Origin of the sequence: Sphingorhabdus wooponensis (assembly GCF_003933235.1) — a bacterium.
In the GTDB taxonomy this organism is placed as follows: Bacteria; Pseudomonadota; Alphaproteobacteria; order Sphingomonadales; family Sphingomonadaceae; genus Sphingorhabdus_B; species Sphingorhabdus_B wooponensis.
In genome coordinates this window covers 52,389-78,006 of record NZ_RWJI01000001.1, presented here as the reverse complement: position 1 = coordinate 78,006, position 25,618 = coordinate 52,389, and the positions used below count along the sequence as shown (strand labels likewise).

General features: G+C 53.6%; 29 protein-coding genes. 13 read left to right on the top strand and 16 right to left on the bottom strand.

All coding sequences use genetic code 11. The features are described from left to right. Nucleotides 1–24 precede the first annotated feature (24 nt). From D7D48_RS00390 to rpmG, 10 genes are all read right to left on the bottom strand, one after another. A complete protein-coding gene (locus D7D48_RS00390; RefSeq protein ID WP_125229426.1) occupies nt 25–1,194 on the bottom strand; it encodes an acetyl-CoA C-acetyltransferase in 1,170 nt (389 codons plus the stop codon). Nucleotides 1,195–1,293: 99 nt separating this feature from the next. Further along, nucleotides 1,294–2,715, bottom strand: coding sequence for an aldehyde dehydrogenase family protein (locus D7D48_RS00385; protein WP_125229425.1), 1,422 nt, complete (start codon nt 2,713–2,715; stop codon nt 1,294–1,296). A gap of 35 nt (nt 2,716–2,750) precedes the next feature. Then, on the bottom strand, nt 2,751–4,286 hold the full coding sequence (locus tag D7D48_RS00380) for an acyl-CoA synthetase (protein WP_125229424.1): 1,536 nt from the start codon (nt 4,284–4,286) through the stop codon (nt 2,751–2,753). A gap of 1 nt (nt 4,287) precedes the next feature. After that, nucleotides 4,288–5,046, bottom strand: coding sequence for a crotonase/enoyl-CoA hydratase family protein (locus D7D48_RS00375; protein WP_125229423.1), 759 nt, complete (start codon nt 5,044–5,046; stop codon nt 4,288–4,290). A gap of 122 nt (nt 5,047–5,168) precedes the next feature. Further along, nucleotides 5,169–6,380: an acyl-CoA dehydrogenase family protein gene (locus D7D48_RS00370; protein WP_125229422.1), complete on the bottom strand. Its 1,212-nt coding sequence runs from the start codon at nt 6,378–6,380 to the stop codon at nt 5,169–5,171. 68 nt (nt 6,381–6,448) lie between these two features. After that, nucleotides 6,449–7,582 carry a GNAT family N-acetyltransferase gene (locus D7D48_RS00365; RefSeq protein WP_125229421.1) on the bottom strand — a complete coding sequence of 378 codons (1,134 nt, stop codon included), beginning with the start codon at nt 7,580–7,582 and terminating at the stop codon, nt 6,449–6,451. After that, nucleotides 7,582–8,046 (bottom strand): RidA family protein, encoded by a 465-nt coding sequence (locus D7D48_RS00360; protein WP_125229420.1) that lies wholly within the window; start codon nt 8,044–8,046, stop codon nt 7,582–7,584. The genes D7D48_RS00365 and D7D48_RS00360 overlap by 1 nt, the downstream gene beginning before the upstream one ends. After that, nucleotides 8,043–8,699, bottom strand: a complete 657-nt coding sequence (locus tag D7D48_RS00355) for an HAD family hydrolase (protein ID WP_425452495.1) — start codon at nt 8,697–8,699, stop codon at nt 8,043–8,045. The genes D7D48_RS00360 and D7D48_RS00355 overlap by 4 nt, the downstream gene beginning before the upstream one ends. Further along, nucleotides 8,696–8,965 (bottom strand): DUF3572 family protein, encoded by a 270-nt coding sequence (locus D7D48_RS00350; protein WP_125229419.1) that lies wholly within the window; start codon nt 8,963–8,965, stop codon nt 8,696–8,698. The genes D7D48_RS00355 and D7D48_RS00350 overlap by 4 nt, the downstream gene beginning before the upstream one ends. Nucleotides 8,966–9,159: 194 nt before the next feature. Then, nucleotides 9,160–9,327, bottom strand: coding sequence for a 50S ribosomal protein L33 (rpmG, locus tag D7D48_RS00345; RefSeq protein WP_125229418.1), 168 nt, complete (start codon nt 9,325–9,327; stop codon nt 9,160–9,162). 374 nt (nt 9,328–9,701) lie between these two features. Here rpmG and D7D48_RS00340 point away from each other — a divergent pair, with 374 nt between their 5' ends. Next, complete coding sequence (locus D7D48_RS00340) at nt 9,702–10,166, top strand: Dps family protein (protein WP_125229417.1); 465 nt, start codon at nt 9,702–9,704, stop codon at nt 10,164–10,166. A 67-nt stretch (nt 10,167–10,233) separates the two neighbouring features. Here D7D48_RS00340 and D7D48_RS10615 read toward each other — a convergent pair whose 3' ends face one another. Then, nucleotides 10,234–11,031, bottom strand: a complete 798-nt coding sequence (locus D7D48_RS10615; RefSeq protein WP_125229416.1) for a cold-shock protein — start codon at nt 11,029–11,031, stop codon at nt 10,234–10,236. A 215-nt stretch (nt 11,032–11,246) separates the two neighbouring features. On the opposite strand from D7D48_RS10615, the gene D7D48_RS00330 reads away from it, so the two are divergent. From D7D48_RS00330 to rpoN, 5 genes are all read left to right on the top strand, one after another. Next, entirely contained in the window at nt 11,247–11,864 is a 618-nt protein-coding gene (locus D7D48_RS00330) for a ribonuclease D (RefSeq protein ID WP_125229415.1), read from the top strand. A gap of 25 nt (nt 11,865–11,889) precedes the next feature. Beyond that, entirely contained in the window at nt 11,890–12,525 is a 636-nt protein-coding gene (lptC, locus tag D7D48_RS00325; protein ID WP_125229414.1) for an LPS export ABC transporter periplasmic protein LptC, read from the top strand. Nucleotides 12,526–12,532: 7 nt separating this feature from the next. Continuing rightward, nucleotides 12,533–13,060 carry an LptA/OstA family protein gene (locus D7D48_RS00320; protein ID WP_125229413.1) on the top strand — a complete coding sequence of 176 codons (528 nt, stop codon included), beginning with the start codon at nt 12,533–12,535 and terminating at the stop codon, nt 13,058–13,060. 119 nt (nt 13,061–13,179) lie between these two features. After that, the gene (gene lptB, locus D7D48_RS00315) at nt 13,180–13,959 is read left to right on the top strand and encodes an LPS export ABC transporter ATP-binding protein (RefSeq protein WP_125229412.1); all 780 of its coding nucleotides are present in this window, start codon (nt 13,180–13,182) and stop codon (nt 13,957–13,959) included. A gap of 29 nt (nt 13,960–13,988) precedes the next feature. Next, on the top strand, nt 13,989–15,482 hold the full coding sequence (rpoN, locus tag D7D48_RS00310; RefSeq protein ID WP_125229411.1) for an RNA polymerase factor sigma-54: 1,494 nt from the start codon (nt 13,989–13,991) through the stop codon (nt 15,480–15,482). A gap of 22 nt (nt 15,483–15,504) precedes the next feature. Here rpoN and D7D48_RS00305 read toward each other — a convergent pair whose 3' ends face one another. Beyond that, nucleotides 15,505–16,290, bottom strand: coding sequence for a nucleotidyltransferase family protein (locus D7D48_RS00305; RefSeq protein WP_125229410.1), 786 nt, complete (start codon nt 16,288–16,290; stop codon nt 15,505–15,507). An 82-nt stretch (nt 16,291–16,372) separates the two neighbouring features. Here D7D48_RS00305 and D7D48_RS00300 point away from each other — a divergent pair, with 82 nt between their 5' ends. From D7D48_RS00300 to D7D48_RS00285, 4 genes are read left to right on the top strand one after another with little or no spacing between them, the layout of a single operon-like run. Next, nucleotides 16,373–17,056 (top strand): HAD family hydrolase, encoded by a 684-nt coding sequence (locus D7D48_RS00300; protein WP_125229409.1) that lies wholly within the window; start codon nt 16,373–16,375, stop codon nt 17,054–17,056. A gap of 5 nt (nt 17,057–17,061) precedes the next feature. Then, nucleotides 17,062–18,222, top strand: a complete 1,161-nt coding sequence (locus D7D48_RS00295) for a hypothetical protein (RefSeq protein WP_185739736.1) — start codon at nt 17,062–17,064, stop codon at nt 18,220–18,222. Next, nucleotides 18,113–19,549, top strand: a complete 1,437-nt coding sequence (locus tag D7D48_RS00290) for a lipopolysaccharide biosynthesis protein (protein ID WP_185739735.1) — start codon at nt 18,113–18,115, stop codon at nt 19,547–19,549. The genes D7D48_RS00295 and D7D48_RS00290 overlap by 110 nt, the downstream gene beginning before the upstream one ends. A 33-nt stretch (nt 19,550–19,582) precedes the next feature. Continuing rightward, complete coding sequence (locus tag D7D48_RS00285; protein WP_125229406.1) at nt 19,583–20,365, top strand: FkbM family methyltransferase; 783 nt, start codon at nt 19,583–19,585, stop codon at nt 20,363–20,365. Between the two features lie 3 nt (nt 20,366–20,368). On the opposite strand, the gene D7D48_RS00280 is transcribed toward D7D48_RS00285, so the two are convergent. After that, the gene (locus D7D48_RS00280) at nt 20,369–21,250 is read right to left on the bottom strand and encodes an alpha/beta hydrolase (RefSeq protein WP_125229405.1); all 882 of its coding nucleotides are present in this window, start codon (nt 21,248–21,250) and stop codon (nt 20,369–20,371) included. A 426-nt stretch (nt 21,251–21,676) separates the two neighbouring features. On the opposite strand from D7D48_RS00280, the gene D7D48_RS00275 reads away from it, so the two are divergent. Beyond that, nucleotides 21,677–21,988 (top strand): hypothetical protein, encoded by a 312-nt coding sequence (locus D7D48_RS00275; RefSeq protein ID WP_125229404.1) that lies wholly within the window; start codon nt 21,677–21,679, stop codon nt 21,986–21,988. Between the two features lie 421 nt (nt 21,989–22,409). Here the strand turns inward: D7D48_RS00275 and rpsI are convergent, their stop codons facing one another. The 3 genes from rpsI to D7D48_RS00260 all read right to left on the bottom strand — a co-directional run bounded on the left by rpsI (nt 22,410) and on the right by D7D48_RS00260 (nt 24,582). Then, the gene (gene rpsI, locus D7D48_RS00270) at nt 22,410–22,901 is read right to left on the bottom strand and encodes a 30S ribosomal protein S9 (RefSeq protein ID WP_125229403.1); all 492 of its coding nucleotides are present in this window, start codon (nt 22,899–22,901) and stop codon (nt 22,410–22,412) included. Beyond that, a complete protein-coding gene (rplM, locus tag D7D48_RS00265) occupies nt 22,901–23,380 on the bottom strand; it encodes a 50S ribosomal protein L13 (protein WP_125229402.1) in 480 nt (159 codons plus the stop codon). Before rplM ends, rpsI begins: the two co-directional genes overlap by 1 nt. A 143-nt stretch (nt 23,381–23,523) precedes the next feature. Next, nucleotides 23,524–24,582 carry a COX15/CtaA family protein gene (locus tag D7D48_RS00260; protein ID WP_125229401.1) on the bottom strand — a complete coding sequence of 353 codons (1,059 nt, stop codon included), beginning with the start codon at nt 24,580–24,582 and terminating at the stop codon, nt 23,524–23,526. A 124-nt stretch (nt 24,583–24,706) separates the two neighbouring features. On the opposite strand from D7D48_RS00260, the gene D7D48_RS00255 reads away from it, so the two are divergent. After that, nucleotides 24,707–25,090, top strand: a complete 384-nt coding sequence (locus tag D7D48_RS00255; protein WP_125229400.1) for a MerC domain-containing protein — start codon at nt 24,707–24,709, stop codon at nt 25,088–25,090. A gap of 35 nt (nt 25,091–25,125) precedes the next feature. After that, nucleotides 25,126–25,584 (top strand): Fur family transcriptional regulator, encoded by a 459-nt coding sequence (locus tag D7D48_RS00250; protein WP_125229399.1) that lies wholly within the window; start codon nt 25,126–25,128, stop codon nt 25,582–25,584. Nucleotides 25,585–25,618: the final 34 nt, after the last annotated feature.

Genomic DNA, 25,618 nt, shown 5'->3' with positions numbered 1-25,618 from the left:
TCTGAACGTGTGGATGGTGGGGTGTTAAACCCGCTCAATAATCGTAACGTTGGCCTGACCGCCGCCTTCGCACATCGTTTGCAGACCATAACGCCCACCGCGTGCTTCCAGCGCATTCAATAAGGTCGCCATCAACTTCGTTCCTGATGCACCCAGCGGGTGACCCAAGGCAATCGCCCCGCCATGAACGTTGATCTTCGAACGATCGCCACCAATGTGCTTAAGCCATGCCAAAGGCACCGGCGCGAACGCTTCGTTTACTTCATACAAATCAATGTCCGAAATTTTCATACCCGAACGCTGAAACGCGCGGTCGGTTGCGAACAATGGTTCTTCCAGCATGATAACCGGGTCGCCCGCCGTCACTGTCAGGTTGACGATCCGCGCGCGCGGGGTCAGGCCATGTTCTTTCAACGCCTTTTCCGACACGATGAGAACCGCCGATGCACCATCGCAAATCTGGCTGGCATTGGCAGCAGTGATCGAGCCGCCTTCCTGTAGCAACTTAACGCCCGACAGGCTTTCAAAGGTCGCGTCAAAGCGGATACCTTCATCGCTATTGTGGACAATTTTGCCCTCTGGCGTATCGACTTCTATGCCGACGATTTCATTGGCAAATGCACCGCTTTGCGTCGCGGCAATCGCCTTTTGATGCGATTCCAAAGCAAACTGATCAAGATCTTCGCGGGTAAAGCCATATTTCTTCACCAGCATTTCAGCGCCCATGAACTGGCTGAACATGATGCCGGGATAGGCTTCCTCCAAACGCGGACTTTTGTAAGTGCCCATACCTTCTTTTTTGAACAGCATCGATGTCGAGCCCATCGGCACGCGCGTCATGCTCTCGATACCCGCGGCAAGGACAATGTCCTGCGTACCGGACATAACACCTTGCGCGGCAAACATCATCGACTGTTGTGATGATCCGCATTGGCGGTCAATGCTGACCGAAGGGATAGAGTTCGGAAGGCGTGAGGCCAGCACGATGTTGCGGCCAACGTCACCTGCTTGCTCGCCCCCTTGCATGACGCAGCCCATGATAACGTCTTCAATCGCCGCAGGGTCGAAATCATTGCGGTCGGCAATAGAATCGAGAACCGCAGCACCCAAATCCACCGGATGCACACCCGCAAGCTTACCGCCGCGACGGCCACCTGCGGTACGGACCGCATCCACAATATAGGCGTCTGCCATTTTCACTCTCCTCTTGTTCGAAATTTAATCAGACGATTAAACTTTGAAGGGGGAGAGTCAAGGCCCTCCCCATCTTTAACCGATGGGGAGGGTTTAAGTTTAGGCCGCTTCGCGGGCTATCGTGATCACTTGCGGATAGGTGAACTCAAGCAAACCTTCCTCACCCAATTCTGCACCGAAACCAGACTGCTTATGTCCGGCAAAAGGCGCGTTGGGGGCAAGGTGCATGGATTCGTTAATCCAGACCGTGCCGGTTTCCAATTGCTCGGCAACCTCCACAGCGGCTTCTGGATTGCTGGTCCAGATAGATCCGGCAAGTCCATAGTCGGACGCGTTGGCGCGGCTGATAACTTCATTAATTGTTGAAAATTTCATCAACGGCATGACGGGGCCAAATTGTTCCTCTGCTACAATCCGCGCGTCTTCGGGCGGATTATCCAGCACTGTGACGGGCACAAAATAGCCGGGGATCGATGGGTCATGATCGCCACCAGCGAGGAATTTATATCCCTTGTCCTTCGCGTCCTGAATAAGTTCCAACACGCGCTTATACTGTGGCTTGTTCTGAATGGGGCCAATTGCGGTTCCCTGTTCAGCGCCATCGCCAACCTTAACTGCCTTGGCATAGGCGGCAATCGCACCCGACAATTCGTCATATATATCTTCGTGAATATAGATACGCTTGGCCGCAATGCAGACTTGGCCTGCATTGTAAAAGCTTGCCCAAAACAGCTTTTCCGCAACCTTGCTGACATCGGCATCGGGCAGAACAATTGCGGCGTCATTACCGCCCAGTTCAAGCGTGATGCGTTTCAAATCCTTCGACGCGGACTCCATTACGCGCTTGCCCGTGGCCGTTGAACCCGTGAAGGTGATCTTATCGATGTCAGGATGCGCGGTGAGCAATGGACCAAGCGCGTCGCCGCCTGTAATGATATTCAGCACGCCGGGCGGGAACACGCCCGCAACCAGTTCGGCCAAGCGCAACGTCGCCAACGGCGTGAACGGCGATGGCTTGAGCACCATTGTGCAGCCGGACAATAAGGCAGGCACAATCTTCTGGATTGCCATCAACACAGGGAAGTTCCACGGCACTATACCGCCCACCACGCCAACAGGCACACGACGGGTACGGCTGAGACGCTTGTCGCTGTCCTCCGTGATCTTCTCTTCCAAATTCAGCATTGGCAAAGCGCGCGTCATACCCACGCAGCCGGCTATTTCACTGCCCGCCTGCATATGCGGCTTGCCCTGTTCAGCGGTAAGCAAACGCATCAGCTCATCGCTGTTCGTCTTGATCACCTCTGCCATTTTTGCGAACAAAGCGCGGCGTTCCTCGACGCTTGTTTTCTTCCATGTCTGAAACGCAGCACGCGCAGCGGCAACCGCCTTGTCAAGATCTGCCTGACCGCAATCGGGTACTTGGCCAATGACCTGCTCGGTCGCTGGATTCACGACATCAATCCATTTGCCATTATCCACCAGCTCGCCGTTGATCAGATTTTTATATTGCGTGGTCATTGTCTATCTCCTGATGAGTCTTTGGCGTTATAGCCTTAAGTTGACGCTTTGTCCTGCTTTGCCCAATATTCATCGCGCAGCAGGCGCTTGTATAGTTTCCCAGTATCGTGACGCGGAAGCTCTTCACGGAAATCAATGCGGCGCGGGATTTTAATACCCGATAGCTTCTCCCTCGCATAAGCGGTCAGTTCATCACGCAAATCATCGCCAGCGTCGGCCATATCGAGTGGCTGCACCACGGCGATAACCTCTTCGCCCATTTCGTCATGCGGGCCGCCGATGACGGCAACGTCGCGCACGCGGGGATGCGTGAGGAGATGGTTTTCGATCTCCTGCGGGTAAATGTTCACGCCGCCCGAAATGATCATGAAGCTTTTTCGGTCGGTGAGATAAAGATAACCCTCTTCATCCAGCCGTCCAACATCGCCCAATGTGGTCCAGCCATGCTTATTGGTCGCACCTTTGGTTTTATCAGGATCATTATGGTAGCTGAATGATGCCGCGCTTTCGAAGAACACGGTTCCTTCTTGGCCAACGGGCACATCGTCACCTTCTTCATCGCATATATGCATCGTGGCGTTCAACGCTCGGCCAACAGAACCTTTATGAGTCAGCCACTCCTCGCTGGAGATGAAGGTGATTCCCTGCCCCTCGGTTCCGGCGTAATATTCGCGCAATACAGGGCCCCACCAGTCAATCATTGCCTCCTTAATGGGCACAGGACATGGTGCGGCAGCATGGACTGCTGTTTCCAGACTGGACACATCATATTTAGCGCGCACTTCTTCGGGCAACTTCAGCATGCGTGCAAAATGCGTTGGCACCCATTGGCTGGCGGTAATTTTATAGGTCTCGATAGCCGCCAAAGCCGCTTCAGGATCGAATTTCTCCATCACCACGACCGTGCCGCCAAGGCGATGCACCGCCGCACACCAGCGCAAGGGAGCGGCATGATAAAGCGGCGCTGGCGACAAATAGACACTATCACCCGAAAATTTGAAGGCCATCATGGCAAGGCCAGCAAGGACATTGGGGGCGGCAATATTGGCGTCTTCGGGCAACGGAAAGCGAATACCCTTCGGTTGCCCCGTAGTGCCGGAACTGTACAACATGTCAGTACCCGCGCGCTCATCGGCCACCGGCGTGATGGGCATATCGGCAACTGCAGCGGCGTAATTATGCCACCCGGCATGAGCGCCACCAAGGATGAAACGCGTCACCGGGCTTTCAATCTGGTCCAGCACCGCACCAAGATAAGGCGAGGCGAACAAAGCCTTCGACCCGCTGTCCTTCAGGATATAATCGATTTCGGACGCCGTAAGACGGGAGCTAATCGCCACATAGATCAAGCCCGCCCGCTGCGCGCCCCAGACAAGATCAAAAAATTCAGCGCGGTTTTCGAGGCAAATTGCCAATGTATCGCCATGCTCCAGTCCCAGCGACCGAAATAAATGGGCGCACTGGTTGGAACGTTCATCCAGTTGCTTGTATGATATGGTCTCGCCGGACCCCGCCATGATGACGGCGGGTTTTTGAGGATTTGCGGCGGCGTGAACGGTTGGATGGCCCATGTTATTCCCCCTGCCAATTCGGTTTACGCTTTTCGGCAAAGGCCAACGCGCCTTCGCGTGAGTCCTTCGACGCAAAAACAGGCGCGCAAATCTCGTTCTGCTTCTTCCATATTTCCGAAGAATTCCAGTCGGGGCGCTCGTTGATAACGCGCTTCGTCGCAATCAGTGCAAGCGGTCCATTGGCGGCTACTTTGGCAGCAAGTTCAAGCGCGGCATCAATGGCGGCGCCGTCCGTCACGCGGTTCACAAAGCCCATTTCATATGCTCGCTGCGCAGAGATAAAATCACCTGTCAGCGCCAGTTCCATCGCCATGCGCTTGCCGATGATTGATGGCAGCGTCAGCAAACCGCCAGCAGCAGCCACAAGGCTGCGCTTCACCTCAGGGATACCAAACTGCGCCTTGTCATTCGCCACCAAAAGGTCGCACGCAATTGCAATTTCCATGCCGCCAGCCAGCGCATAGCCCTCTACCGCACCAATTAACGGCTTGGCCGGTGGAGACTCAATAAAGCCTGCAAAGCCCTTGCCCTTGATGCTAGGTAGCTCCCCGCGCAGAAAAGCCTTCAGATCCATGCCCGAGCAGAAAGTGCCGCCAGCGCCGGTGATGATACCCGCGTTCAAGCTTTTATCGTTATCCAACTGCTCCATGGCCGCAGCGATACCTTGGGCGACAGCCTGGTTAACCGCGTTCTTGGCCTCGGGCCGGTTGATGGTGATGATCAGGACACCGTCCTGCGTTTGAGTTAGGACTTCGGACATGCATACTCTCCTAAACAACAACCATAACCCCGCGCTCAGTTGAAGGTCACTTGTCAGGCAATGACTGTGCCCGGTGGAGACGCGCCCTTCTGCAGGCTCGGGGCTAACACATTCTTAAATGCTCACCGGCCTTTGGGGAGGCCAAGCACATGTTCGCCGATGATATTCTTCTGAATCTGGCTCGTGCCGCCACCAATGGTGGCGGAAAAGCTGTTGAGATACGACCGGTGCCAATAGCCGTCATCGACTGCATTTTCGTCACCAACATAATAGCCCGCGCGCGTGCCCTGAAACTGCAGCGAAAATTCCGTCAGTTCCCGCACTAACTCGGTGCGTGCCAACTTGTTCATCAACGCCAGCCCCATGGGACGATCACTGGTCAGCGGTGCCATGCGGCGGCGTTGGTTGTTGAGGTTCAGCGCCTGAATCTCGATCATATAATCCACGAGCTTGTCGCGCATGACCGGATCATCCAGCACGGGTTTACCGCCCCGCTTTGCCGAGCGCGCCATATCAATCACGCCCATCACGTCCATTTCTTTAACGAAATAGCCACCAACAGGGTTCACCTTCGCGCCGCGTTCATATTCCAACGTCTTCATCGCGACCATCCAGCCTTGGCCCTCTTCGCCAACAAGGCCCGATGCCGGGATGCGCGCGTCAGTGAAAAAGCATTGGGTGAAGCCATATTCGCCGGTAAGTTTCTTCAACCGCCGCGTTTCAACACCGGGAATTTTCATCGGCGCTAAGAAGAACGAAAGCCCTGCATATTTGCTTGGTCCGTCATTCGACGTGCGCGCGAGTAGGATCATATAATCTGCGCGATCGCCCAAAGATGTCCAGATTTTGGAGCCATTGATGACATATTCGTCGCCATCACGGACCGCTTTGGTTTGCGCGCTACCAAGATCCGACCCATGCTCCGGTTCCGAAAAGCCCTGACACCAGATTTCTTCGGCAGACAGCATAGGCTTGATGAAGCGGCGCTTATCCTCCTCACGGCCAATGTCGAGCAACAAGGGCCCCGTCCAACCATTGGCAATCGCGTTCAGCATGATAGGTGCATCATGGTTTTTCATGATCCGCGTGGCGATACGCTGATATTCGGGATGCATGCCATAGCCGCCATATTCGGTGGGCCAAGACATGCCGAAATAGCCTGCTTCGTAAACTTTGCGTTGCCAATCCCGCAGAAAATCAAACTGCTGATCGGTCGACACTTCCATGAAGGTCAAAGGCAGCATGAAGCCGGGATCGCGCACCGTATTTTCGGAGAACCACGCGTCGCATTGCTTTTCAAAGGTGGCGAGTTCCTGCGGGCTTGGTGTGCTCATGGGCTGATTCCTCTCTCCGCATTTAATTGCGCGATTAAATAGAGGATTGCAAGAGCCGTTTGACAGGTTCAGCCCTTCTTGAACGGTGCCATTTCACCGAGAAATTCTATCTCGCGCTCCATCGCCTGAGTTTCCCGCTCCAGAAAATCGGCCACGGCTGCTCGAAAGCCTTCATTGGCAATATAATGCGCCGAATAGGTCGGCACCGCTTCATAACCGCGCGCCAATTTATGCGCGCCTTGTGCGCCAGCTTCAACACGGGCCAGACCATGTTTGATGGCGTAATCAATCGCCTGATAATAACATAATTCAAAATGCAAAAAGGGCACGTCGCGCGTACAGCCCCAATAGCGGCCATATAGGCAATCGGGTCCGACAAAATTGAGCGCACCTGCAATCGGACGGTCATCATCAAAGGCGAGGAAAAGGACAATGCTGTCGCGCATTTTTGTGCCGATAATGTCGAAAAAAGAACGCGTCAGATAAGGCGTGCCCCATTTGCGCGCGCCAGTATCCTGATAGAATATCCAGAATGCATCCCAGTGTTCGGGTGTGATATCCGCGCCCGCAATCTGTTGTATCCGGACGGCCTCTTGTGCACCTGCACGTTCCTTGCGGATGGCCTTGCGCTTACGCGACGATAAAGCACCCAGAAAGTCTTCAAAATCGGCATAATCGCGGTTCTGCCAATGGAATTGCGTTCCAACGCGCGTGAGCCAACCTGCCGCGCGAAATAGCTCCAGTTCCGCCTCTTCAACAAAAGTGGCATGCGCGGACGACAGGCCATTTTGGTCCACAACCGCTTCGGCGGCGGCCAATATCGCTGGCGCAAGAGCGGGGTCGCGCAAGAGCACTCGCGGTCCCGGCACGGGCGAAAATGGCGCAGCAATCTGCAGCTTCGGATAATATTGCCCGCCCGCGCGGTGAAATGCGTCCGCCCAATGATGGTCGAACACATATTCGCCTTGGCTGTGGGTTTTAAGATAGGCCGGCAGAGCAGCAGCAGGAATGTCGCCTTCATCGCGGATCATGATTGGCGCAGGCGACCAGCCCGTCCCAGGGCCAACGCTGCCAGACTCCTCCAACGCCACCAAAAACGCGTGGCCGACAAACGGGTTGCCCCGTAGGTTCAGCGCATCCCACTGGTCGGCGGGAATATCGCTAACTTTGTTTAAGAGTTCGGCGGTGACGCCGTCGGTCATTAAACCGCGCGCACCTTTACAACGCAGTCAATCTCAACGGTTGCATCGCGTGGTAGCACTGGCACGGACACCGCAGCGCGGGCATGCTTGCCGGCGTCACCAAACACAGCTTCCATCAAATCCGAAGCGCCATTGGCGGCTTCAGGTTGATCTGTGAAATCAGGGGTCGACGCGACAAATACGCCAAGCTTGACGATCCGCTCCACGCGGTCGAGGTCGCCACCGAGGGCTGCTTTCATCTGCGCAATGAGCATGACTGCGCACGCTTTGGCCGCAGCCTTTCCGTCTTCAAGTGTCCGCGTGTCGCCGACTTTACCGGTAACAACCTTGCCATCTACGAAAGGCAACTGTCCCGAAATGAACAACATCCCGTTCGCTTCGACAGCGGGCACATAAGATGCGACCGGCGCAGCGGGTGCCGGAAGAGTAATGCCCAGTTCAGCCAATTTTGCTTCGATCATCATACTACCTTTTCCAATGCAGGCGCTGGTACGTTCGCCACCAGCTTTTCCCTAATCCAAACTTCCGCGTCCGCCCACCGATCCAGCCGCGCATGCGCTGATTTCGAAGGCTTAACGCGCTCCCACAATAATGGCTCACCAACGAAATGCAGACGCCAGACGTCGGGATGCAACGCCCCTACCGATTCATGCTGATGCCCCAGATCGTCGACAAAAACCGCAACGCTGGGTCGATATTCTTCGAGGATCCGTCCAAGCGCCTCCCCCTTGCCGCCTTGATTACAATAAACAGGTGCGTCGATGCCAACGGCCCGCAATTGCTCAGTCCGCGGCCCTGCGCGGTGGTCAAGCAGGTTGGTCAGGATCACGACATCGGCATGTTCACGTAGGCGATTGAGACCTTCTACGGCGCCATCAATTGCCTGCTGTCGGTGCATTTCGGTATCGAAAAATCCGTTGAGCAAATCCCAAACCTGACCGCGTTCAACGACTGTGCCATCATGCTTGTGGCGCAACGCTTCACCCCAGTCACCATGGACAAGGTCGAAATGGATATTGTGGACACCATCGAGCCAGTCACGAAATGGCACGATCATATGCAACAACACTTCGTCGCAATCGGAAATCAGCAATGGCCGGGAATTCATAACACTCATGCATCCAACTCCTGCCGTGCCTGCACCAATACAGCGGGCGACACCCCTATGACCGCGGCGCAAGCGACAAGGTCGGGTTCATACGCCTCCAAAAACGACAGAATCGCGGCCTGCGTGCTGCGTTCCATAACGCTGCTGCGCAATCCCTCTGGCGTGAGGCCAGTGAGCGACAATAATCGCTCCGCACGTGATTCTTCCATCAACGCCCAAGCCAATGCCTGGAACGCCATCGCCGATGGGTCTAATGTGTGGTTTCTCTCATGCATGCCTTCCGCTTAAGCCAAGGCATAGCCGAACGCAAAGCCAGAAAAGGTCCATATGGATAAAAAGCTGATGCCGTTTTGGGAAGCGGTGCAGCGATCAATGGAACGGCGCGCGCACCCCAGTACTTTTATTACAAAAATCAAAAAGGGCGCCAAAAGCGCCCTGATCGATACCCTATTCAAGCAACCGCGTTGGCTTACTTGATTTTGGCTTCCTTGAACTCGACATGCTTGCGCACAACGGGGTCATATTTGCGGAACGTCATCTTTTCAGTGATGTTGCGCGGATTTTTCTTGGTCACGTAAAAGAAGCCCGTGTCAGCGGTGCTGAGCAGCTTGATCTTGATCGTGGCTGGCTTCGCCATGGCCCATTCCTTTTATTCAAAAAATTTCGTAAAAAACTGCGCAGAAAAAAGCCGCGCTGTTCACAGACGGGGGCCAATGCGGATTCGCGGGACCAAAGTCAAGCCAATAAGCTGGTATCTGGATTGAAGACCTGCCAAATTCGTACCTAGCTGCCATGCTGAACGCTTTTCAGCAGCTTACTTTTTCTACACCTCGGTACACAAGTTCCTGAAACAGGCTCAGATGATGCGTAGGCTGTGCGCGCAAATAAAGCGATTCGTTCAACCCGCCAACATCAAAATATCTGCATCACGCGCTGCCCTCCCAAGCGACAGCTTGGAAATCGGTCCCTTCGTCCCCATGTTAAGAGTCCCCCCGATACAGGAGAACTGCAATGGCAGCTGGCGACAATAGCAAAAAGGCATTGGCGGACGCGTTAAATGGCCTTCTGGCCGATTATTATGCGTTATATCTGAAAACTAAGAATTTTCACTGGCATGTTACAGGCCCGCATTTCCGGGAATATCATTTGCTGTTTGACGAACAGGCGACAGAGCTGATCGCGACGACCGACCTTGTGGCCGAACGGGTGCGCAAATTGGGTCAGGATACGCTCACGTCCATCGGTTCGATTGCAGCAAAGCAGCGCATTGCTGATCATGATTCGACGTCAACGGATGCGGCCGCGATGCTCGCGGCACTGCACACCGATAATGAGACGCTAATAAAAGCGTTGAAGGAGGCCAAAGACCTCGCGGAAGAAGCGGGCGACAATGCCACCGATGGATTGCTTGACGATTGGACGGACCAAGCCGAGCAGCGCGCTTGGTTCTTGGCCGCCACGATGGGTAACGCATAACGGCAGAAACAAAAAGGGCGGGCGAAGCGTATGACTCCACCCGCCTTTTTGAATGTCTAAAGGGCGTTTATTCGGAGAGCGTGCTCAGGTTTGTTGCCGAATATTTGCCACGACGATCAATTTCGATATCGAAGGCCAAACGGTCGCCTTGGGTTACTTGACCCATGCCCGAACGCTCAAGCGCGGAAATGTGCACAAACACATCTTCGCCGCCATCATCACGTTGCACAAAACCAAAACCCTTCATGTCATTGAAGAATTTAACAGTGCCGTTGGCGCGTTCGCCTGTCGATTCGCGCTGCGGACCACGAGGAGCCGAATCGCGATCGCCGCCACGGAAGCCGCCACGATCATCGCCGCGTGGTGCACGGTCACGATCAAAAGCTGGACGATCAGGACGCGGTGCGCGTTCACTGACAGGCATTGGTTCACCGTCGATTACGAGATCGGTTGCCGACACCTTGCCGCCACGCTCCACAAGCTGAAACTCAAGCGGTTGACCCTCGGCAAGGCCGGCAAGGCCAGCCTGTTCGACAGCGCTGATGTGCACGAAGACGTCGTCTGGACGACCATCTACTTGAATGAAGCCAAAACCCTTTTGACCATTGAAAAACTTAACGATTCCCTTGCCTGAGCCGATGACTTGCGCAGGCATTGGTGGGCCACCGGGACCACGGCGCGGGGCACCAAAGCCACCTCCGCCACCGCCACCATGACCGCCGCCGCCATATCCACCGCCGCCAGAACGGCCGCCACCAAAATCACTTTGATAGGGGGATGGTGCGCGATAACCATCGTAGCTTTCATCACCGAAACCGTCTCTTTTGTCCCGGCCCTTGCCAGCACGCTTGCGATCAAAACCCATAACTTCTTGCTTGCCTTCTCATCGCCCTAAACCACTATGTTATGCAGTCGAGGGCGACTGTACTGCACGTCACAAGCGCAACCGTTGGTGATTACGCGAGTTATATCTATATCGTAATACAATGTGCCGCGATAGCAAATATTGTGGCGGGATTTCGCGGTGTCATAACTGTAGTTTCATTTGCCTTGGACAGCACTGTCGGGCAAGGGGCAAGCATGAGCGTATATTTACATGAAGAAGACCTTCCCACTGGCGTATTGGCAGAAGGTCCTGTGGCCGTTGACACGGAAACCATGGGGTTGATTACTCCACGCGACCGGCTCTGCCTCTTGCAGATTTCCGATGGCCGCGGGGACGAACATTTAATCCGCTTTGGCCGGAACAGCGACTATCAAGCGCCCAACTTGCGCGCTGTTCTTGCCGATCCTACACGCCTCAAGCTATTTCATTATGCCCGATTCGATTTAGCGGCCATTTCGCATTATTTGAATGTCGTTGCGACACCATTATTCTGCACCAAAATCGCGTCACGCCTGACCCGGACTTATACAGACCGCCACGGCCTGAAAGAATTGGTGAAGGAAATGCTGTCGACCGATATTTCGAAACAGCAACAATCCAGCGACTGGGGTGGCCCCGTGCTGTCCGAAGCGCAAAAGGATTATGCGGCAAGCGACGTGCGCTATCTCCACCGGCTGCATGCCGAATTTGTTATCCGTCTTGAACGCGAAGGCCGCACAGGCTTGGCGCAAGCATGCTTTGACTTTCTACCGCACCGTGCAGATCTTGATCTCGCGGGCTGGCCAGAAATCGACATATTCGGGCACAGTTAAGGTTTGATCGGGTTAGCTATCGATCATGTCAGCACAAGCCGATCTTGAACGCACACAAAGGCAGCGTTGGGCTATGCCCGACGGGCGGCATGACCGCCTAATCCGTTCGCTGCGCGTTGGCTTGCCCATCATTATTGGCCTTTTGGTGGCGGTCTTGGCATTCAGCCCCTTTACCGGCAAGCAGGAGCTAAGCTTCGTACTGAACAAGGATGAAGTAGACTTGTCACGAGAGCGTTTGCGCGTCGTCGAGGCCCTATACCGCGGCGATGACAGCAAAGGCCGACCTTTTTCCTTGCGCGCGGGTAGCGCTGTGCAGAAAACATCTGCTGCCCCTGTCTTGGATATGACATCCCTATCGGGCCGGATAATGCTGAATGACGGACCGGCGTCTATCATCGCGCGGCGCGGTGTTTACGACCTGAATAAAGAAACGATGCGCGTGAACGGCCCCCTGGCTGTTGAATCGACGGGCTATGACATGGTCGCCAGTAATGTAGAACTATCGCTGAAAAATCGTTCGATGCAAAGCTTTGGTCCCGTTAGCGGTCGCACGAAAGTTGGCACCTTCCACGCAGGGCGGCTGCGCGCCGACTTGGACACGCGCATTGTGCGTCTGGATGGTGGCGTTCGTTTGCGTATCGACCAGAATGCGATTAAGTGAGCGCGCAATGACTATCCGTTCTCTCTCCTTTGGCCTGTGCGCGGCGATTGCTGGCATGAGCATGCTATCCACAGCTTCGACGGCCCAAAGCATTCGCAATCATGATAGCAACGCCCCTGTCGATTTTTCGGCCGCTTCTATGGAACTGCAGGACCGCGCGGATCGAGTCGTTTTGTCTGGCGGCGTAACTGCGATCCAAGCTGGGCTTACGCTGAAGGCAAATCGCGTGACAGCTGCATATTCCAGCAATGAAGGCGTTGATGTGAACCGACTGGATGCCACAGGCGGCGTGATAATAACCAAAGATGACCTGCGCGCTACAAGCAGCTCTGCCATATATGATCTTGATTCCAGCCTCATCACGCTGATCGGCAATGTGAACCTCGTGCAAGGCAATAACCGCCTCACCGGAGGCCGTTTAGTCATTGACCTCAACGCCGGGCGCTCAACAATCAACGGTGGCGGGACATCCGGCACAACAGCTTCAGGTGGCCGCGTCACGGGTACCTTCAGCGTTCCGCAACGCAAGAATTAGGTTTGGGCTAAAGCTGTAAACAATTGCGTGCAGCATGAACCATGCCAATTGCAAAATGTTTCGCTAGTCACTAGCTATCATCCAGAAAACAAAAGAATCATTGCAGGCGAACATTGAATATGGAAAGCATAACGGCACCCCCACTTGCTGCTGATGCAACGACCGATGCAGGTATGCAATCGGGATTGGGCGTTGTGTCCATCGCCAAAAGCTATGACAAACGCGCCGTTCTGACAGATGTATCGCTGTCCGTGGCCAAGGGCGAAGTGGTCGGCCTGCTCGGTCCCAATGGCGCCGGCAAAACCACCTGTTTTTACTCGATCATGGGGCTGGTTAAACCCGATAGCGGCCGCATTACGCTGGATGGCGCGGACATTACGAAATTGCCAATGTATCGCCGCGCCATTTTGGGGCTCGGCTATCTACCTCAGGAAACCTCCATTTTTCGCGGCATGACGGTTGAGCAAAATATAAGTGCGGTTCTCGAAATGTCGGAACCCGACGTAGAATCGCGCGGCGATCGGTTGGAGAAACTGCTGGACGAATTTGGCCTGACCCGTTTGCGTAGTGCGCCTGCCATGGCCTTGTCCGGCGGAGAGCGGCGGCGATGCGAGATAGCCCGCGCACTTGCCGCGAACCCGTCGATCATGCTGCTCGATGAACCCTTTGCTGGCATTGACCCGATTTCAATCTCTGACATTCGCGATCTTGTGAAGGAATTGAAGACGCGCGGAATCGGCGTGCTCATCACGGACCATAATGTTCGTGAAACCTTGGATATCGTTGACCGTGCCTGCATCATTTACGGTGGACAGGTCCTATTTGCCGGATCGCCAGAGGCGCTGGTTGCCGATCCTAATGTTCGCCGCCTGTATTTGGGCGAGAGCTTTGCAATGTAATGTGGGGGAAATGACGGAAACCTAAGGTCATGGTATTAGCTCCGCGCCTCGACCTCCGCCAAAGCCAGTCGCTGGTCATGACGCCGCAGCTGCAGCAAGCTATTAAGCTATTGGCGCTTTCATCGATTGAAATAGAAGCCTTCATCGCCGAGGAAGTCGAGCGCAACCCAGTCCTTGATGCCGGCGGCGACGATTTCATATCCGACACACCGCTTGATGCATTGCCGCAAACCGCCATTATCGAGAGCAACGAACGCGGCAGTGACGAGATAATCGGCGATGACAGTCACGCGGCCGCCGAAGCGCTTGACGTCGATTTTGGCGCAGAATCCTTCCATCATGATACACCATCCGACAGCGTGGGGGATGCCGATGGGATGCTTGGCCTGTCGGGCATTGCGATGACCACAGGCAGTTTTGACGTCGACGGCACAGATTTCGATAGCTTTGCAGCACGCGACATTGATTTGCGCACGCATTTAATGGCGCAGGCGGGCGCAAGCCTTTCAGGGCATCAGCTTTTTCTGGTTCAACAGATTATCGAGCATATTGAACCCACAGGTTATGTGAGTGAAGATTTACTGGCTATGGCGCAGCGCCTTGGCGTGCCCCTCGCCGAAGTAGAGGCGGCGCTAACTGCGCTTCAGCGCTTTGACCCGACGGGGGTTGGCGCACGCAATCTTGCCGAGTGCCTTGCGCTTCAGGCCAAGGAGGCGGACCGCTATGACCCATGCATGGCAAGGCTGATTGATAACCTCGATCTGGTGGCCAAAGGCGCTTTTGATCAATTGAAACGCATGTGCCGCGTCGATGACGAAGATTTGCGCGATATGCTGATTGAGCTGCGCGGTTATGATCCAAAACCTGGTTGTCGATTTGAAAGCGACAACAGTATCGCGGTGACACCAGATATCTATGTGACACCACGTGGCGATGGTTGGTCGATTGAATTGAACAGCGCCAACCTACCCCGCTTGCTGATCAACCGAAGCTATGTGGCGGAGCTTGGGCAGGACAAAGCTACCAAGGCGTGGCTCAGCGATTGCATGGCCGACGCCAATTGGTTGATCAAGGCCATGGACCAACGGCAGCGCACGATCATCAAAGTCGCGACCGAAATCGTAAAGCAGCAAGACGGGTTTTTTCGGCGCGGCGTTGCGCATTTGCGCCCCCTGACCCTGCGCCAGGTTGCCGATGCCATCGAGATGCACGAATCTACCGTCAGCCGGGTGACGAGTAACAAATATCTGCATTGCGGCCGCGGGCTATTTGACCTCAAATATTTCTTTTCGTCAGGTGTTCAGTCTGCCGATGGCGAGGGTGTATCTGCCGAGGCAGTGAAAAGCCATATCAAATCGCTGATTGAGGCCGAGGGCGAGAAAATCCTGTCAGACGATACGTTAGTCGAGCTACTTACAGCAAAGGGCTTTGACATTGCCCGACGGACCGTTGCCAAATATCGTGAGGCTATGGGTATTGGTTCGTCCGTGCAGCGGCGTCGGCAAAAGAAAATGGGCCGATAATTAGGGTCAGGGCCTAGGGCGCTTAGGTATCGCCGCTTGGTGTTTCGCGTTCCATGAGTATGTTTTCGGCAAGCAGATGATCGCTCAGCTTGTCGACATCTATGGCAGCAACGGGGTCAGACATGGAAACCAGCCTTGCGTCTAGACCAAGCCGTTTCCCAGCCTTCTCCAGAGCCTGATGCAAGCCAACGGAGCGCGTAAGCGCACGTATCGCCAAAAGCAGACCAAAATGCAGAAATAACCGCCATGCCTTTTTGCGATCTTGCTCAGCACCGGCCCATAATTCGAGCGCAAACGATGACTTCTGCGTCATCAGCGCAAACAGATTGGCCCCAGACCATGCGCCATCGGAAAAGCGCAGCCAAGTTCGCTGGGCATCCGGAAATTGCTTTAGCATAGTTTGGCGTTCAACCATGGCGACCGCAACATCGCCATCCGCATGACGCAGAAATTCCTCGATCATCGCCACCGTCAACAAAGGATGGTCCGCCGTGGTCACCAATAAGGGTGAAGAAAAACCGAGTGTCTCGGCCTGCGCCTTAATGCTAAGTGAAATGCTGTTCTGGCTTTCCACCAAAATAGCGCCGCCCGCTGCATCAACAGCCGACCGCAGATGCTCTATGTCTTGCGATAATATGATGATTTTGCCGATATGCGGTGACAAATGCAGTGTGCGGACAACATGGCAAATCATCGGTTCGCCGCAAACCGGGACTAAGGCCTTGTGTTCAAGGCCAAAATGCTGGGCAAGCATATCAGGGCCGGGCCGCTGTCCGGCAAGGACGATGCAGGTCCATTGCGCTTGCAAGTCGCTTCTCCTAAACGCGAAAAATCAGAAGGGTTCGTCAGTCTATCTGGCGGCACCTTGAGGCGGGGCTTGGCCATCAAATATGAATATTGCAATATATGATCTCGACAAAACCATCACGCGCCGTCCGACCTTCACCCATTTTTTGCTATTTTACGCACGGCGAACTGCGCCCTTTCGGTTGGTCGGGCTTCCTATTTGGATCATGGCCCTTATCGGATATCGCGTTGGCCTATATGGCCGCAAGCCATTGAAGCAATTTGGTATAAGCATGTTCATGGGGCGTAATTTGGATGCCGAAACGCTTGCCGAAGTGGTGACAAATTTCGTGTCAGAAGCCGTTTTAACCGACATTCAACCTGGCGCGGCCAAATCTATTGAAAATGAACGAAGCCAAAACCAAAAACTATTAATAGCGACAGCTGCCCCCGCATTTTACGCCAATAAAATTGGTGACGTGATGGGGTTTGATGCGGTTGTGGCAACGCAACATCGATTGCGGTCCGACGGCAGAATCTGCCACTTCATTGATGGCGAAAACTGCTATGGCCCAGAAAAGTTGAAAATGGTCAAAACATGGTTTGATGCCCAAGGGTTAAAGCGCGAAGACTGCCATATTTCAGTGTATTCCGACCATGCTAGCGATGCGCCATTGATGGATTGGGCACATGCGGCATATCTCGTCAACCCGTCGGAAAAGCTGCGCAAGTTGGCAGCGCAAAAAAATTGGCAAGTGCGTGACTTTTCGAGCGCTGAAGGGCATTGAAGCACGTGCAAAAAATCTGTTTCCTGTTCAACCATGATCAAACGCATCAGATTGCGCACAGCCTACCGATTGCATTGCAAATGGCTAAAAGCGGTACTGCCGATGTGACACTCGCTGTCACCAATACTTTAGTTGAAGCGGAAATCCGCAGATTAAGCGGTGCGGCGCTAGAGGGCATGAAAATTGTCCCGCTGCAAACAAAGTCAACGGTATCGCAAATACTCGTCCGAGCATTGGACAGTCTGGTGCCAGCGCGAAAGCTCCTCGTCTACCGCGACAATCTCGACTTTTTTAGGCAGTTTGACGCGCTAGTAGTTTCGGAAAAATCCAGCCTCATTCTAAAAACGCGTTATGGCTTGAAGGATGTAAAGTTCATCCACACACGCCATGGTGCAGGCGACCGCGCGATAGGGTTCAATGCAGAAAGCGCGCAATTCGATCTCATTTTGGTATCGGGCGAAAAAATCCGCGACCGCCTGATCTGTGATGCAGGGGTCCCACCCGAAAAGATCCGCATCACGGGATATGCGAAATTCGATATTGTGGTGCCTGAACAGAAGCCGCTGTTTCCAGCATCTGATCGCCGGACCATTTTATACAATCCCCACCCTTCGCCACATCTTTCAAGCTGGTTCAAATTCGGTGCAGAGGTGTTGGAACAGTTCTACCAAAGCGGCCGCTACAATCTTATTTTTGCGCCGCATGTGATGCTGTTTGCGCGGCCATGGACAGTCACAATTGATAGGCTGTCGATCGCGTCCGCCAATAAACCTGATCCCCGATATAATGATGCACCGCATATGTTAATGGATTTGGGCAGCCCCGCCTGCACAGACATGACCTATACCAACGCGGCCGACCTGTATCTGGGCGATGTGAGCAGTCAGGTCTATGAGTTTCTACATCGCCCACGTCCCTGCCTGTTTTTGGATGCCCATGATACACAATGGCAGGGAAATCCTAATTACCGTCACTGGACTACCGGACCTGTGAAGACGGACGCAAAAGACATTATCGGTGCTGTAGATGCGGCTTTTGCGACGCAGGCTTCGTATAATGATGCCCAGCGTACCGCATTGGCAGACAGTTTTTCGGTCACCGACACGGCTGCATCCGTGCGCGCAGCGGCAGCCATCATCGATTATCTGGATCAAGCCATTGGTTGAAGATGCACCCCAATTGCCGTTAACAGCCCATTCGCCACTGCGCCGGATTGCTGGTAATATGGGGCGGTTGCTTTCGGGCAAGGCGGCCGCTGGCATCATCAGCCTTGGTTCGATTGCTATCGCCGCCCGAATTCTTGGGGTCGAGCAATATGGTGTCCTAAATCTGGTGCACGGTTTTGCAACGCTGATGGGTGGGACCATCGCATTTTCGGGCTTCCACGGCATGGTGCGCTATGGCGCAGAGGCGCTCAACCGTGGTGCCCACACACAGTTCCGTAACCTCGTCTTGTTACTGGCACTAATTGAACTCGGCATGGCCGCTGTGGCCATTGCCTTGGCGATGCTGCTGGTTCCATGGGTCGGGGCATCCTTGGGGTGGAGCCCGCAAGCCATCCAGTTTGGCGGTCTATATTGCTTCGCCATACTCGCCACGGTTCGGGCCACACCACAAGGTTTGCTTCAATTGGCCGAACGCTTTGACCTCATCGGCCTACATCCGGTTATCATGCCATTAGTTCGCTTGGCGGGGGCGCTGGCCATTCTGTTTATGGACGGCGGACTGGCTGCATTTTTGTGGGTGTGGCTCGCCTCAGCGATTGCTGAGGGGCTTTCCATGTGGGTCTTATGCTGGATTGGCACGCGCCATCTGGCCATCGGCGCAGATGGGCGGCCGACGTTGAAGGGCACACGACGCGACAATCCTGGCATCGTGCGCTTTATTGCGACGACCAATCTCGACCTCACCTTGCGGGACATTGCGCCTAAGGCAACACCCTTAATCATCGGATGGATGCTCGGGCCAGCCGCCGCAGGCCTATATGCCCTCGTGCAACGGGCGAGTGCCATTCTGATTCAGCCCGCACAAATGCTTGGGGAGGCCGCCTATCCAGTCGTAACCCGTCTGTTGATTAGCGGCGATAACAAGGCCGCTGGAAAAGCTGTTCGGCGTTCGGCGATATTCGCTACCGGCATTGCATTGCTGGCCGCAGTTATCATGTGTCTATTCGCCGGAAAAGTTCTGGTGCTGCTTGGCGGCGCAAGCTTTGCAGGCGGCGCGTCGTTGCTCATTTTGGTCCTGCTTGGTCGGGCGATGATTGCAGGCATGCCGACGCTGTCGGCGGCGCTCACTGCGCAAGGTCGCCCCTGGATCAGTGCCCGCGCCAATTTAACCAGCAATGTAGGCATGTTACCGATACTACCCCTCATGATTTGGTGGTTCGGTCTGAACGGTGCTGGCGTGCATGGCATATTGCAAAGCCTGGTCCTTCTAAGCCTATTGATTTGGAGTTATAACCAATCCCGCCTTGCGCCAAGCAGCGGGATGTGATTACGCGCCCATATTCGGGCCGGGGGAATAGAAATGACAAGCGCAGATTTTCTCATCAAGCAGCTGAAAAAGGCTGTGTTTCTGCCATATGCCAAATTGCGGGCAAAACTTGGCGGCGAAGGCACTGGTTTTAGCCGCTCAAGTTATGGCGTGCTGATGAAGACAAACTGGCGCGATCGGACATTTATTTACTGCCGTTTCGCTGTCTATGGGCACGGACTGTCAGATTATCTGAAAGGTCTTTCGCGGCCTTTCGTTTTCTTAGACATTGGTGCAAACCAAGGCCTCTACAGCCTGATTGCCGGACAGAACCCGCACTGCACCCGCGCGATTGCGCTTGAGCCAGTTCCAGATACTTTTGTGCGGCTAAGCCAGAATATCAAAGCCAATAAGCTGCAAGATAAAGTCCAAGCGGTGCAGGCCGCCCTGTCAAACCAAGCGGGCACCGCCAAAATTGTCTTTGATGCCGCGCATAGCGGGCTTGCCTCGCTACGAAATGACGGCGCAGATGGTTTGGACATCACTACCATCAATATGCCAGCTTTCGATGATCTACTTGGCGATCCCGAAATGTTGGTCATCAAGGTCGATGTCGAAGGCCATGAAGCCGCGGTCATGGCTGAGCTTGTGAAGTCACGGTTTCTATCGCGTATCGAATCTGTATTTTACGAAGTCGATGCGAAATGGAGCGACGCCAACGGCTTGCGTGCCATTTTGGAAAGCGGTGGTTTTACCCATTTCGAGACTGTAGGTCGCGGAAAGCATTATGACGTGTTAGCTACGCGCCAACCATCAGCCACCCACAAGGAAGTTTAGACGTCAGCGGGCGTTGATGAATCTCACAACATCGGCGACAACAGGTGCCTTTTGCCGAAACGGACGCGCGACGGCCATGATGATATCGGCGTGGTCTACATCAGGATAAATCTGCAGTTGCTGCTTTCCCCCGAGCGCTTGAATTTTCGCCGATAGATTTTTGCTGTTGCGCGGCTTGACGACAGTGTCTTTGTCGCCTGTCAGTAGCAGCAGCGGCGGCGCATCCCCGCGGGCAAAAGTGATCGGTTGCGTTTCAGTGAGGTCAGGCCAATGGCCCAAGGCAATTTTTGACGAATCGCTTGTCAGGGGTAAAAAATCATAAGGCCCGGCAAGGCCAATGACCCCTTTAATCACATCCGTCGTGAGATTTTGCGCAGCCAGCCATTGCGGATTAAGCGCCGTCATCATGGCGATGTGGGCACCCGCACTATGCCCCATGATGAAGATGCGTTCTGCATCACCGTCATGCTTGGCGATATTGGCATGTACCCATGCAATGGCCGCTGCCGTATCCTCGACAAAGGCGGGAAAGCGCACGCGCGGTGTCTTGCGATAATCGGCAATGACCGTGACAAAACCCCGCGATGCAAAAGCACGACCCAAAAAGCCGTAGCCTTCGCGTTCGCCATCACGCCAAGAGCCGCCATGGAAAAAGATCAGCACCGGAGAAGCGTCATTGGCATTTTGATTAGGCAGGTAGATATCAAGCTTTTGCCGCGCGTCATCGCCATATGCGATATTTGTCATCGGGGCTTGGTGATGCTCGGCAGTACCAAATGCCATCCGGTCGGCAAAATCCAACTTTTGGGGATCAGTCTTGCTCCAAAACCATAGACCGAAGCCAAATAAGGCGAGCAATAGGGTGATAAGGATAGTTTTGATCATCCGCTACATCTGCCCTTCAACGCGCAGATCCACAACGAAAAACAATCTAAATAGCGCAACGGCAATGCTTGTGTGTAGGTTTGGTTCGCGCATGCGAGTCTAGCAGTTTGGGACAATACACAGGCTCTGCTAAAGAGTTGTAAATGTGAATGGCAGTCACTTTTTTTGAGAATTGGGTTGTTGGCATACGCCTTGAGGACGCTTTTTGCGCATGAAAAGTGCCAATTTTGAAAAATACTCTGTGGACTACACATATCGAACTATGCGCTCCATCAAATCTGGCCGCCGATAGCTTTTAGGGCCCATGGCATAATGTAAATTTTACTATCGCTAGTTTTTTATACTATTGTCCATCAATATTGAAATACGATACATTTTTTTCAATCTCACGATGAATTGTTTAACATATATCGTCAGAGGCGTTCTATGATTGATGAGATTAGGAAAATATTAGATTTTCAAAATAAAACTAATATTAAATGCCTGCATAATGAAATAAGAATTATAAATGAAATTCTGATAGATGGGCCACTTCCTTCTTTAGATTTAATGAAGCGTACTGGCAGATCTATTTCTGGTCACAATCAAGATTTAAAGAGATTATTAGACATAGAAGCTTTAACTTTAAAAGGCTCCAAAACTGATAAGAGAAAAAGAATATATGATGTATCGGATGATTTAAGAGCGGCATTTATCAGTGAGAAAATTGATAAACTCAGAGCCGATGATATACGATGAATGACAGCCAAAAATCTGTACCTGAGATACATATACAATCTCTTAAACTTCCAACCTTAAGCACCGAGCGCGCTATCCGACGCTTAGAATCTGCCCTCTGCGTCTCAATGATTGACATGAAAACACTGGTTTTCCGAACAATTCTCCAACGCAGTGCGCGCATCTCAAACCTTATGGTCAGCGCCTATTTCAAGTAAAGTGCGCCCGCCTAAAACAGCACCAAGCACATTAGGTCACCGCAAGATCGTCACATATGTTGCTCTGAACATGAGAGCAAACGCTTGCCATTTTCCTTGTTAAATCACATGCCATCTTAGGTATCTTCAAAAGGAGCGGAGACTGCCTAACTCCATTACATAGAAAAAGGGGCCGCGATTTCTCGCAACCCCTTGATTTTGTTCGGAAAAACCGAGTTTTCGGTTTAGCGCTTCGAGAATTGGAAGCTCTTACGCGCCTTGGCCTTGCCGTATTTCTTACGCTCGACCACCCGGCTGTCGCGGGTCAGGAAGCCTTCCGACTTCACGGCGCTACGCAGCATTGGCTCATATTTCGACAGTGCTTGCGCGATGCCGTGCTTTACCGCGCCGGCTTGACCCGAAAGGCCACCGCCCTTGACGGTTGCGATAACATCATACTGACCAGTACGCTCAGTAACGCCGAACGGTTGGTTGATGACGAGGCGCAGCGAAGGACGTGCGAAATAGATTTCCTGGTCGCGGCCATTGACGACAATCTTGCCAGTGCCAGGCTTCAACCATACGCGGGCAACTGCGTCCTTGCGGCGGCCAGTTGCATAAGCGCGGCCTTGGGCATCAATTTCCTGTTCACGAATGACGGCAGCGATCTGTACGGGTGCTTGAACGTCAGCGCCCAAAGTTTCGAGATCAGCGAGCGAATTTGCAGTATCAGACATTATGCACCCACCTTATTCTTGCGGTTCATGGAAGCGACGTCGAGCGTCTTTGGCTGTTGACCAGCATGCGGATGCTCGGTGCCATTGTACAAATGCAGCGCACGCATTTGCGCACGTCCCAAAGGACCACGCGGAACCATGCGCTCAACGGCTTTTTCAAGGACGCGCTCAGGGAACTTGCTATCCAGCACTTTGCCAGCAGTGATGCCCTTGATACCGCCGATATAGCCGGTGTGGCGATAATAGACCTTGTCGGTCAATTTCTTGCCGGTGAACTTTACCTTGTCCGCGTTGATGACAACAACATGGTCGCCGCAGTCAACGTGCGGAGTGTAGCTTGGCTTGGTCTTACCACGCAGGATGTTGGCGATAAGGCTGGCCACACGACCAACAACCAAACCTTCTGCGTCAATGAGGATCCACGATTTCTCGACGTCCTGTGGACGAATCGATTTCGTAACTCTGGATAGCGTTTTCATCGCTAATCGCACCTTTCGAAATTTTGTAATTATGTAGAATCATCACTGACCCACATGCGAAGCGGAGCCAATGGCGATTAAAGCCCCAACAGTCAAGCAAAAGCAGGGGTTTTGCGACGGGTATAATAATACCTCTTGAAAAGTTATGCCGCCTCGCGCCCCAATATATGCGCGCCCCAGACAGTAGATGCGACCAACAAAGCGCCGACCGCCTGATGCAATACCGCCAGCACGATGTTCACGCCGGTCATAACCGTCGCGATACCCAAGATGATTTGAACACCAAAAGTGATGTGGATGGCAATGGATGCGCTACGCGCACCTGTCTGCTTGACGCGGCGCGACAGCAGGATCAAGGCGACCACCGCAACCCACGCCCACCAGCGATGCACGAAATGCGTCAAATAAGGATCATTCACCAACGCATAGAAAACGCCTTTAGCGGTATCGACGCCGTCGGGATATAGTCGGTCATTCATCAAAGGCCAGGTGTTGGACACATAACCCGCGTTCAAACCTGCGACCCATGCACCCAACAGCATCTGGATAAATAGAATCGCAAAAACTGCCGCGGTAAAGGGGTTGATTCTCGCTGACTTTGCAGCTGGGTTTTTGACCAGCGCCTTTAGGTCGAGCGCAGTCCAAACCAACCCACCCAGAATGATAAAAGCGGTGAGCAAATGGACTGCAAGGCGGTAATGACTGACATCGGTGCGCGCAGAAAGGCCCGAAGACACCATCCACCAACCAATCGTACCCTGAAGCCCGCCCAAGGCCAGCAACGCAAGTAAACGTGGCTTATACCCTTTTGGTATGGCTTGCTTTATCCAAAACCATGCCAGCGGAAGTGCAAAGGCAAGTCCAATGACCCGTCCAAGTAAGCGGTGCACCCATTCCCAGAAATAGATGAATTTAAATTCTGCCATGGTCATGCCTGCAGGGCCGTTAATCTGCGTATATTCCGGTATCTGCTTATATTTCTCAAATTCTGATACCCAGGCAGCCTCGCTTAGTGGGGGAAGCGTGCCGGTAATGGGTTTCCATTCGGTAATCGATAACCCCGATTCGGTCAGGCGCGTAATCCCTCCAACAACGACCATTGCAAAGACCAAGGCAGCGACACCCATGAGCCAGTTAATCAAGGCAGCAGGTAGTGCTGGCAAGGTTTCAGACGCGGAGGTTGATTTGAGCGCAGTATCCATGTGCGTTGATATGCCGCTTAATGCAGATTGCCGCAAGCAAAGGAGATTGCAAAAAATGTCAACCAAGCTGCAATTTAGCGATGTAATGTTGTAACGTGCATCGAATCAGTGTAGTAACCAATTCATGGCACAAGTATGGCAAAAATGGCGTTGGGACGGGCTGGGCCTCAGCATCGCCGGACTGTGTCTGTTTCATTGCCTTATAACAACCGTTTTGCTGGCGATTCTTGCGTCTGGCAGCGGTGTGTTGCTTAATCCCATGATCCATGAGGCTGGATTGGGCCTCGCAATTCTTCTTGGTGTTGTGGCATTGGGAAAGGGCTTTCGTGCACATGGCTTGTTCTTACCCGCCTTTGTTGGCGCGCTAGGTATCGGCATGATGGGCGGCGCACTGACCCTGCCACATGGCATCATGGAGATCGCATGGACAGTCATTGGCGTTGTTCTTCTTGGATTTGGCCATTTACTGAACCACCGGGCTAGAGGCGGACCTGCAATCGCGCGGTGATTGACCCGCCGCATGCCAACGCCTACATCGGTCATATGGCAGCACATCACCATCATAAGCATGCAGGCGCGTCGCTTGCGCAAGCCGCAGAAGCCGCGCTTGTCGAGGCTGGCGAACAATGGACCGATATGCGGTCAGATATATTCGCAGTGCTCGCAACATTTGAAAAGCCAGCGTCAGCTTATGATATTGCTGATCTTGTGTCGCAAAGGCGCGGCAAACGCGTAGCCCCCAACAGCGTCTATCGTATATTGGACCTATTTGTGACGACGAACCTCGCGCGCCGCGTGGAAAGCGCGAATGCGTATATCGCTAACTCGCACCCGGGGTGCTTGCATGATTGCATTTTCCTGATCTGCGATAGCTGCGGCACCGCAACGCATATTGACGATGATGCATTGACCATGAGTGTTCGGGCAGCGGCGGAACATGCTGGCTTTGCGCAAGTACGCCCCGTCATCGAAGTACGTGGCAAATGTGCCGATTGTGATTGATATAGCCGCAATTACCCGTTCGACAGCCCGATAA

Coding starts and splice junctions, on each gene's coding strand:
- D7D48_RS00390 (WP_125229426.1), bottom strand. CDS start 1,194: ATGGCAGACGCCTATATTGTGGATGCGGTCCGTACCGCAGGTGGCCGT.
- D7D48_RS00385 (WP_125229425.1), bottom strand. CDS start 2,715: ATGACCACGCAATATAAAAATCTGATCAACGGCGAGCTGGTGGATAAT.
- D7D48_RS00380 (WP_125229424.1), bottom strand. CDS start 4,286: ATGGGCCATCCAACCGTTCACGCCGCCGCAAATCCTCAAAAACCCGCC.
- D7D48_RS00375 (WP_125229423.1), bottom strand. CDS start 5,046: ATGTCCGAAGTCCTAACTCAAACGCAGGACGGTGTCCTGATCATCACC.
- D7D48_RS00370 (WP_125229422.1), bottom strand. CDS start 6,380: ATGAGCACACCAAGCCCGCAGGAACTCGCCACCTTTGAAAAGCAATGC.
- D7D48_RS00365 (WP_125229421.1), bottom strand. CDS start 7,582: ATGACCGACGGCGTCACCGCCGAACTCTTAAACAAAGTTAGCGATATT.
- D7D48_RS00360 (WP_125229420.1), bottom strand. CDS start 8,046: ATGATGATCGAAGCAAAATTGGCTGAACTGGGCATTACTCTTCCGGCA.
- D7D48_RS00355 (WP_425452495.1), bottom strand. CDS start 8,699: ATGAGTGTTATGAATTCCCGGCCATTGCTGATTTCCGATTGCGACGAA.
- D7D48_RS00350 (WP_125229419.1), bottom strand. CDS start 8,965: ATGCATGAGAGAAACCACACATTAGACCCATCGGCGATGGCGTTCCAG.
- rpmG (WP_125229418.1), bottom strand. CDS start 9,327: ATGGCGAAGCCAGCCACGATCAAGATCAAGCTGCTCAGCACCGCTGAC.
- D7D48_RS00340 (WP_125229417.1), top strand. CDS start 9,702: ATGGCAGCTGGCGACAATAGCAAAAAGGCATTGGCGGACGCGTTAAAT.
- D7D48_RS10615 (WP_125229416.1), bottom strand. CDS start 11,031: ATGGGTTTTGATCGCAAGCGTGCTGGCAAGGGCCGGGACAAAAGAGAC.
- D7D48_RS00330 (WP_125229415.1), top strand. CDS start 11,247: ATGAGCGTATATTTACATGAAGAAGACCTTCCCACTGGCGTATTGGCA.
- lptC (WP_125229414.1), top strand. CDS start 11,890: ATGTCAGCACAAGCCGATCTTGAACGCACACAAAGGCAGCGTTGGGCT.
- D7D48_RS00320 (WP_125229413.1), top strand. CDS start 12,533: ATGACTATCCGTTCTCTCTCCTTTGGCCTGTGCGCGGCGATTGCTGGC.
- lptB (WP_125229412.1), top strand. CDS start 13,180: ATGGAAAGCATAACGGCACCCCCACTTGCTGCTGATGCAACGACCGAT.
- rpoN (WP_125229411.1), top strand. CDS start 13,989: ATGGTATTAGCTCCGCGCCTCGACCTCCGCCAAAGCCAGTCGCTGGTC.
- D7D48_RS00300 (WP_125229409.1), top strand. CDS start 16,373: ATGAATATTGCAATATATGATCTCGACAAAACCATCACGCGCCGTCCG.
- D7D48_RS00290 (WP_185739735.1), top strand. CDS start 18,113: ATGATGCCCAGCGTACCGCATTGGCAGACAGTTTTTCGGTCACCGACA.
- D7D48_RS00285 (WP_125229406.1), top strand. CDS start 19,583: ATGACAAGCGCAGATTTTCTCATCAAGCAGCTGAAAAAGGCTGTGTTT.
- D7D48_RS00280 (WP_125229405.1), bottom strand. CDS start 21,250: ATGATCAAAACTATCCTTATCACCCTATTGCTCGCCTTATTTGGCTTC.
- D7D48_RS00275 (WP_125229404.1), top strand. CDS start 21,677: ATGATTGATGAGATTAGGAAAATATTAGATTTTCAAAATAAAACTAAT.
- rpsI (WP_125229403.1), bottom strand. CDS start 22,901: ATGTCTGATACTGCAAATTCGCTCGCTGATCTCGAAACTTTGGGCGCT.
- rplM (WP_125229402.1), bottom strand. CDS start 23,380: ATGAAAACGCTATCCAGAGTTACGAAATCGATTCGTCCACAGGACGTC.
- D7D48_RS00260 (WP_125229401.1), bottom strand. CDS start 24,582: ATGGATACTGCGCTCAAATCAACCTCCGCGTCTGAAACCTTGCCAGCA.
- D7D48_RS00255 (WP_125229400.1), top strand. CDS start 24,707: ATGGCACAAGTATGGCAAAAATGGCGTTGGGACGGGCTGGGCCTCAGC.
- D7D48_RS00250 (WP_125229399.1), top strand. CDS start 25,126: ATGGCAGCACATCACCATCATAAGCATGCAGGCGCGTCGCTTGCGCAA.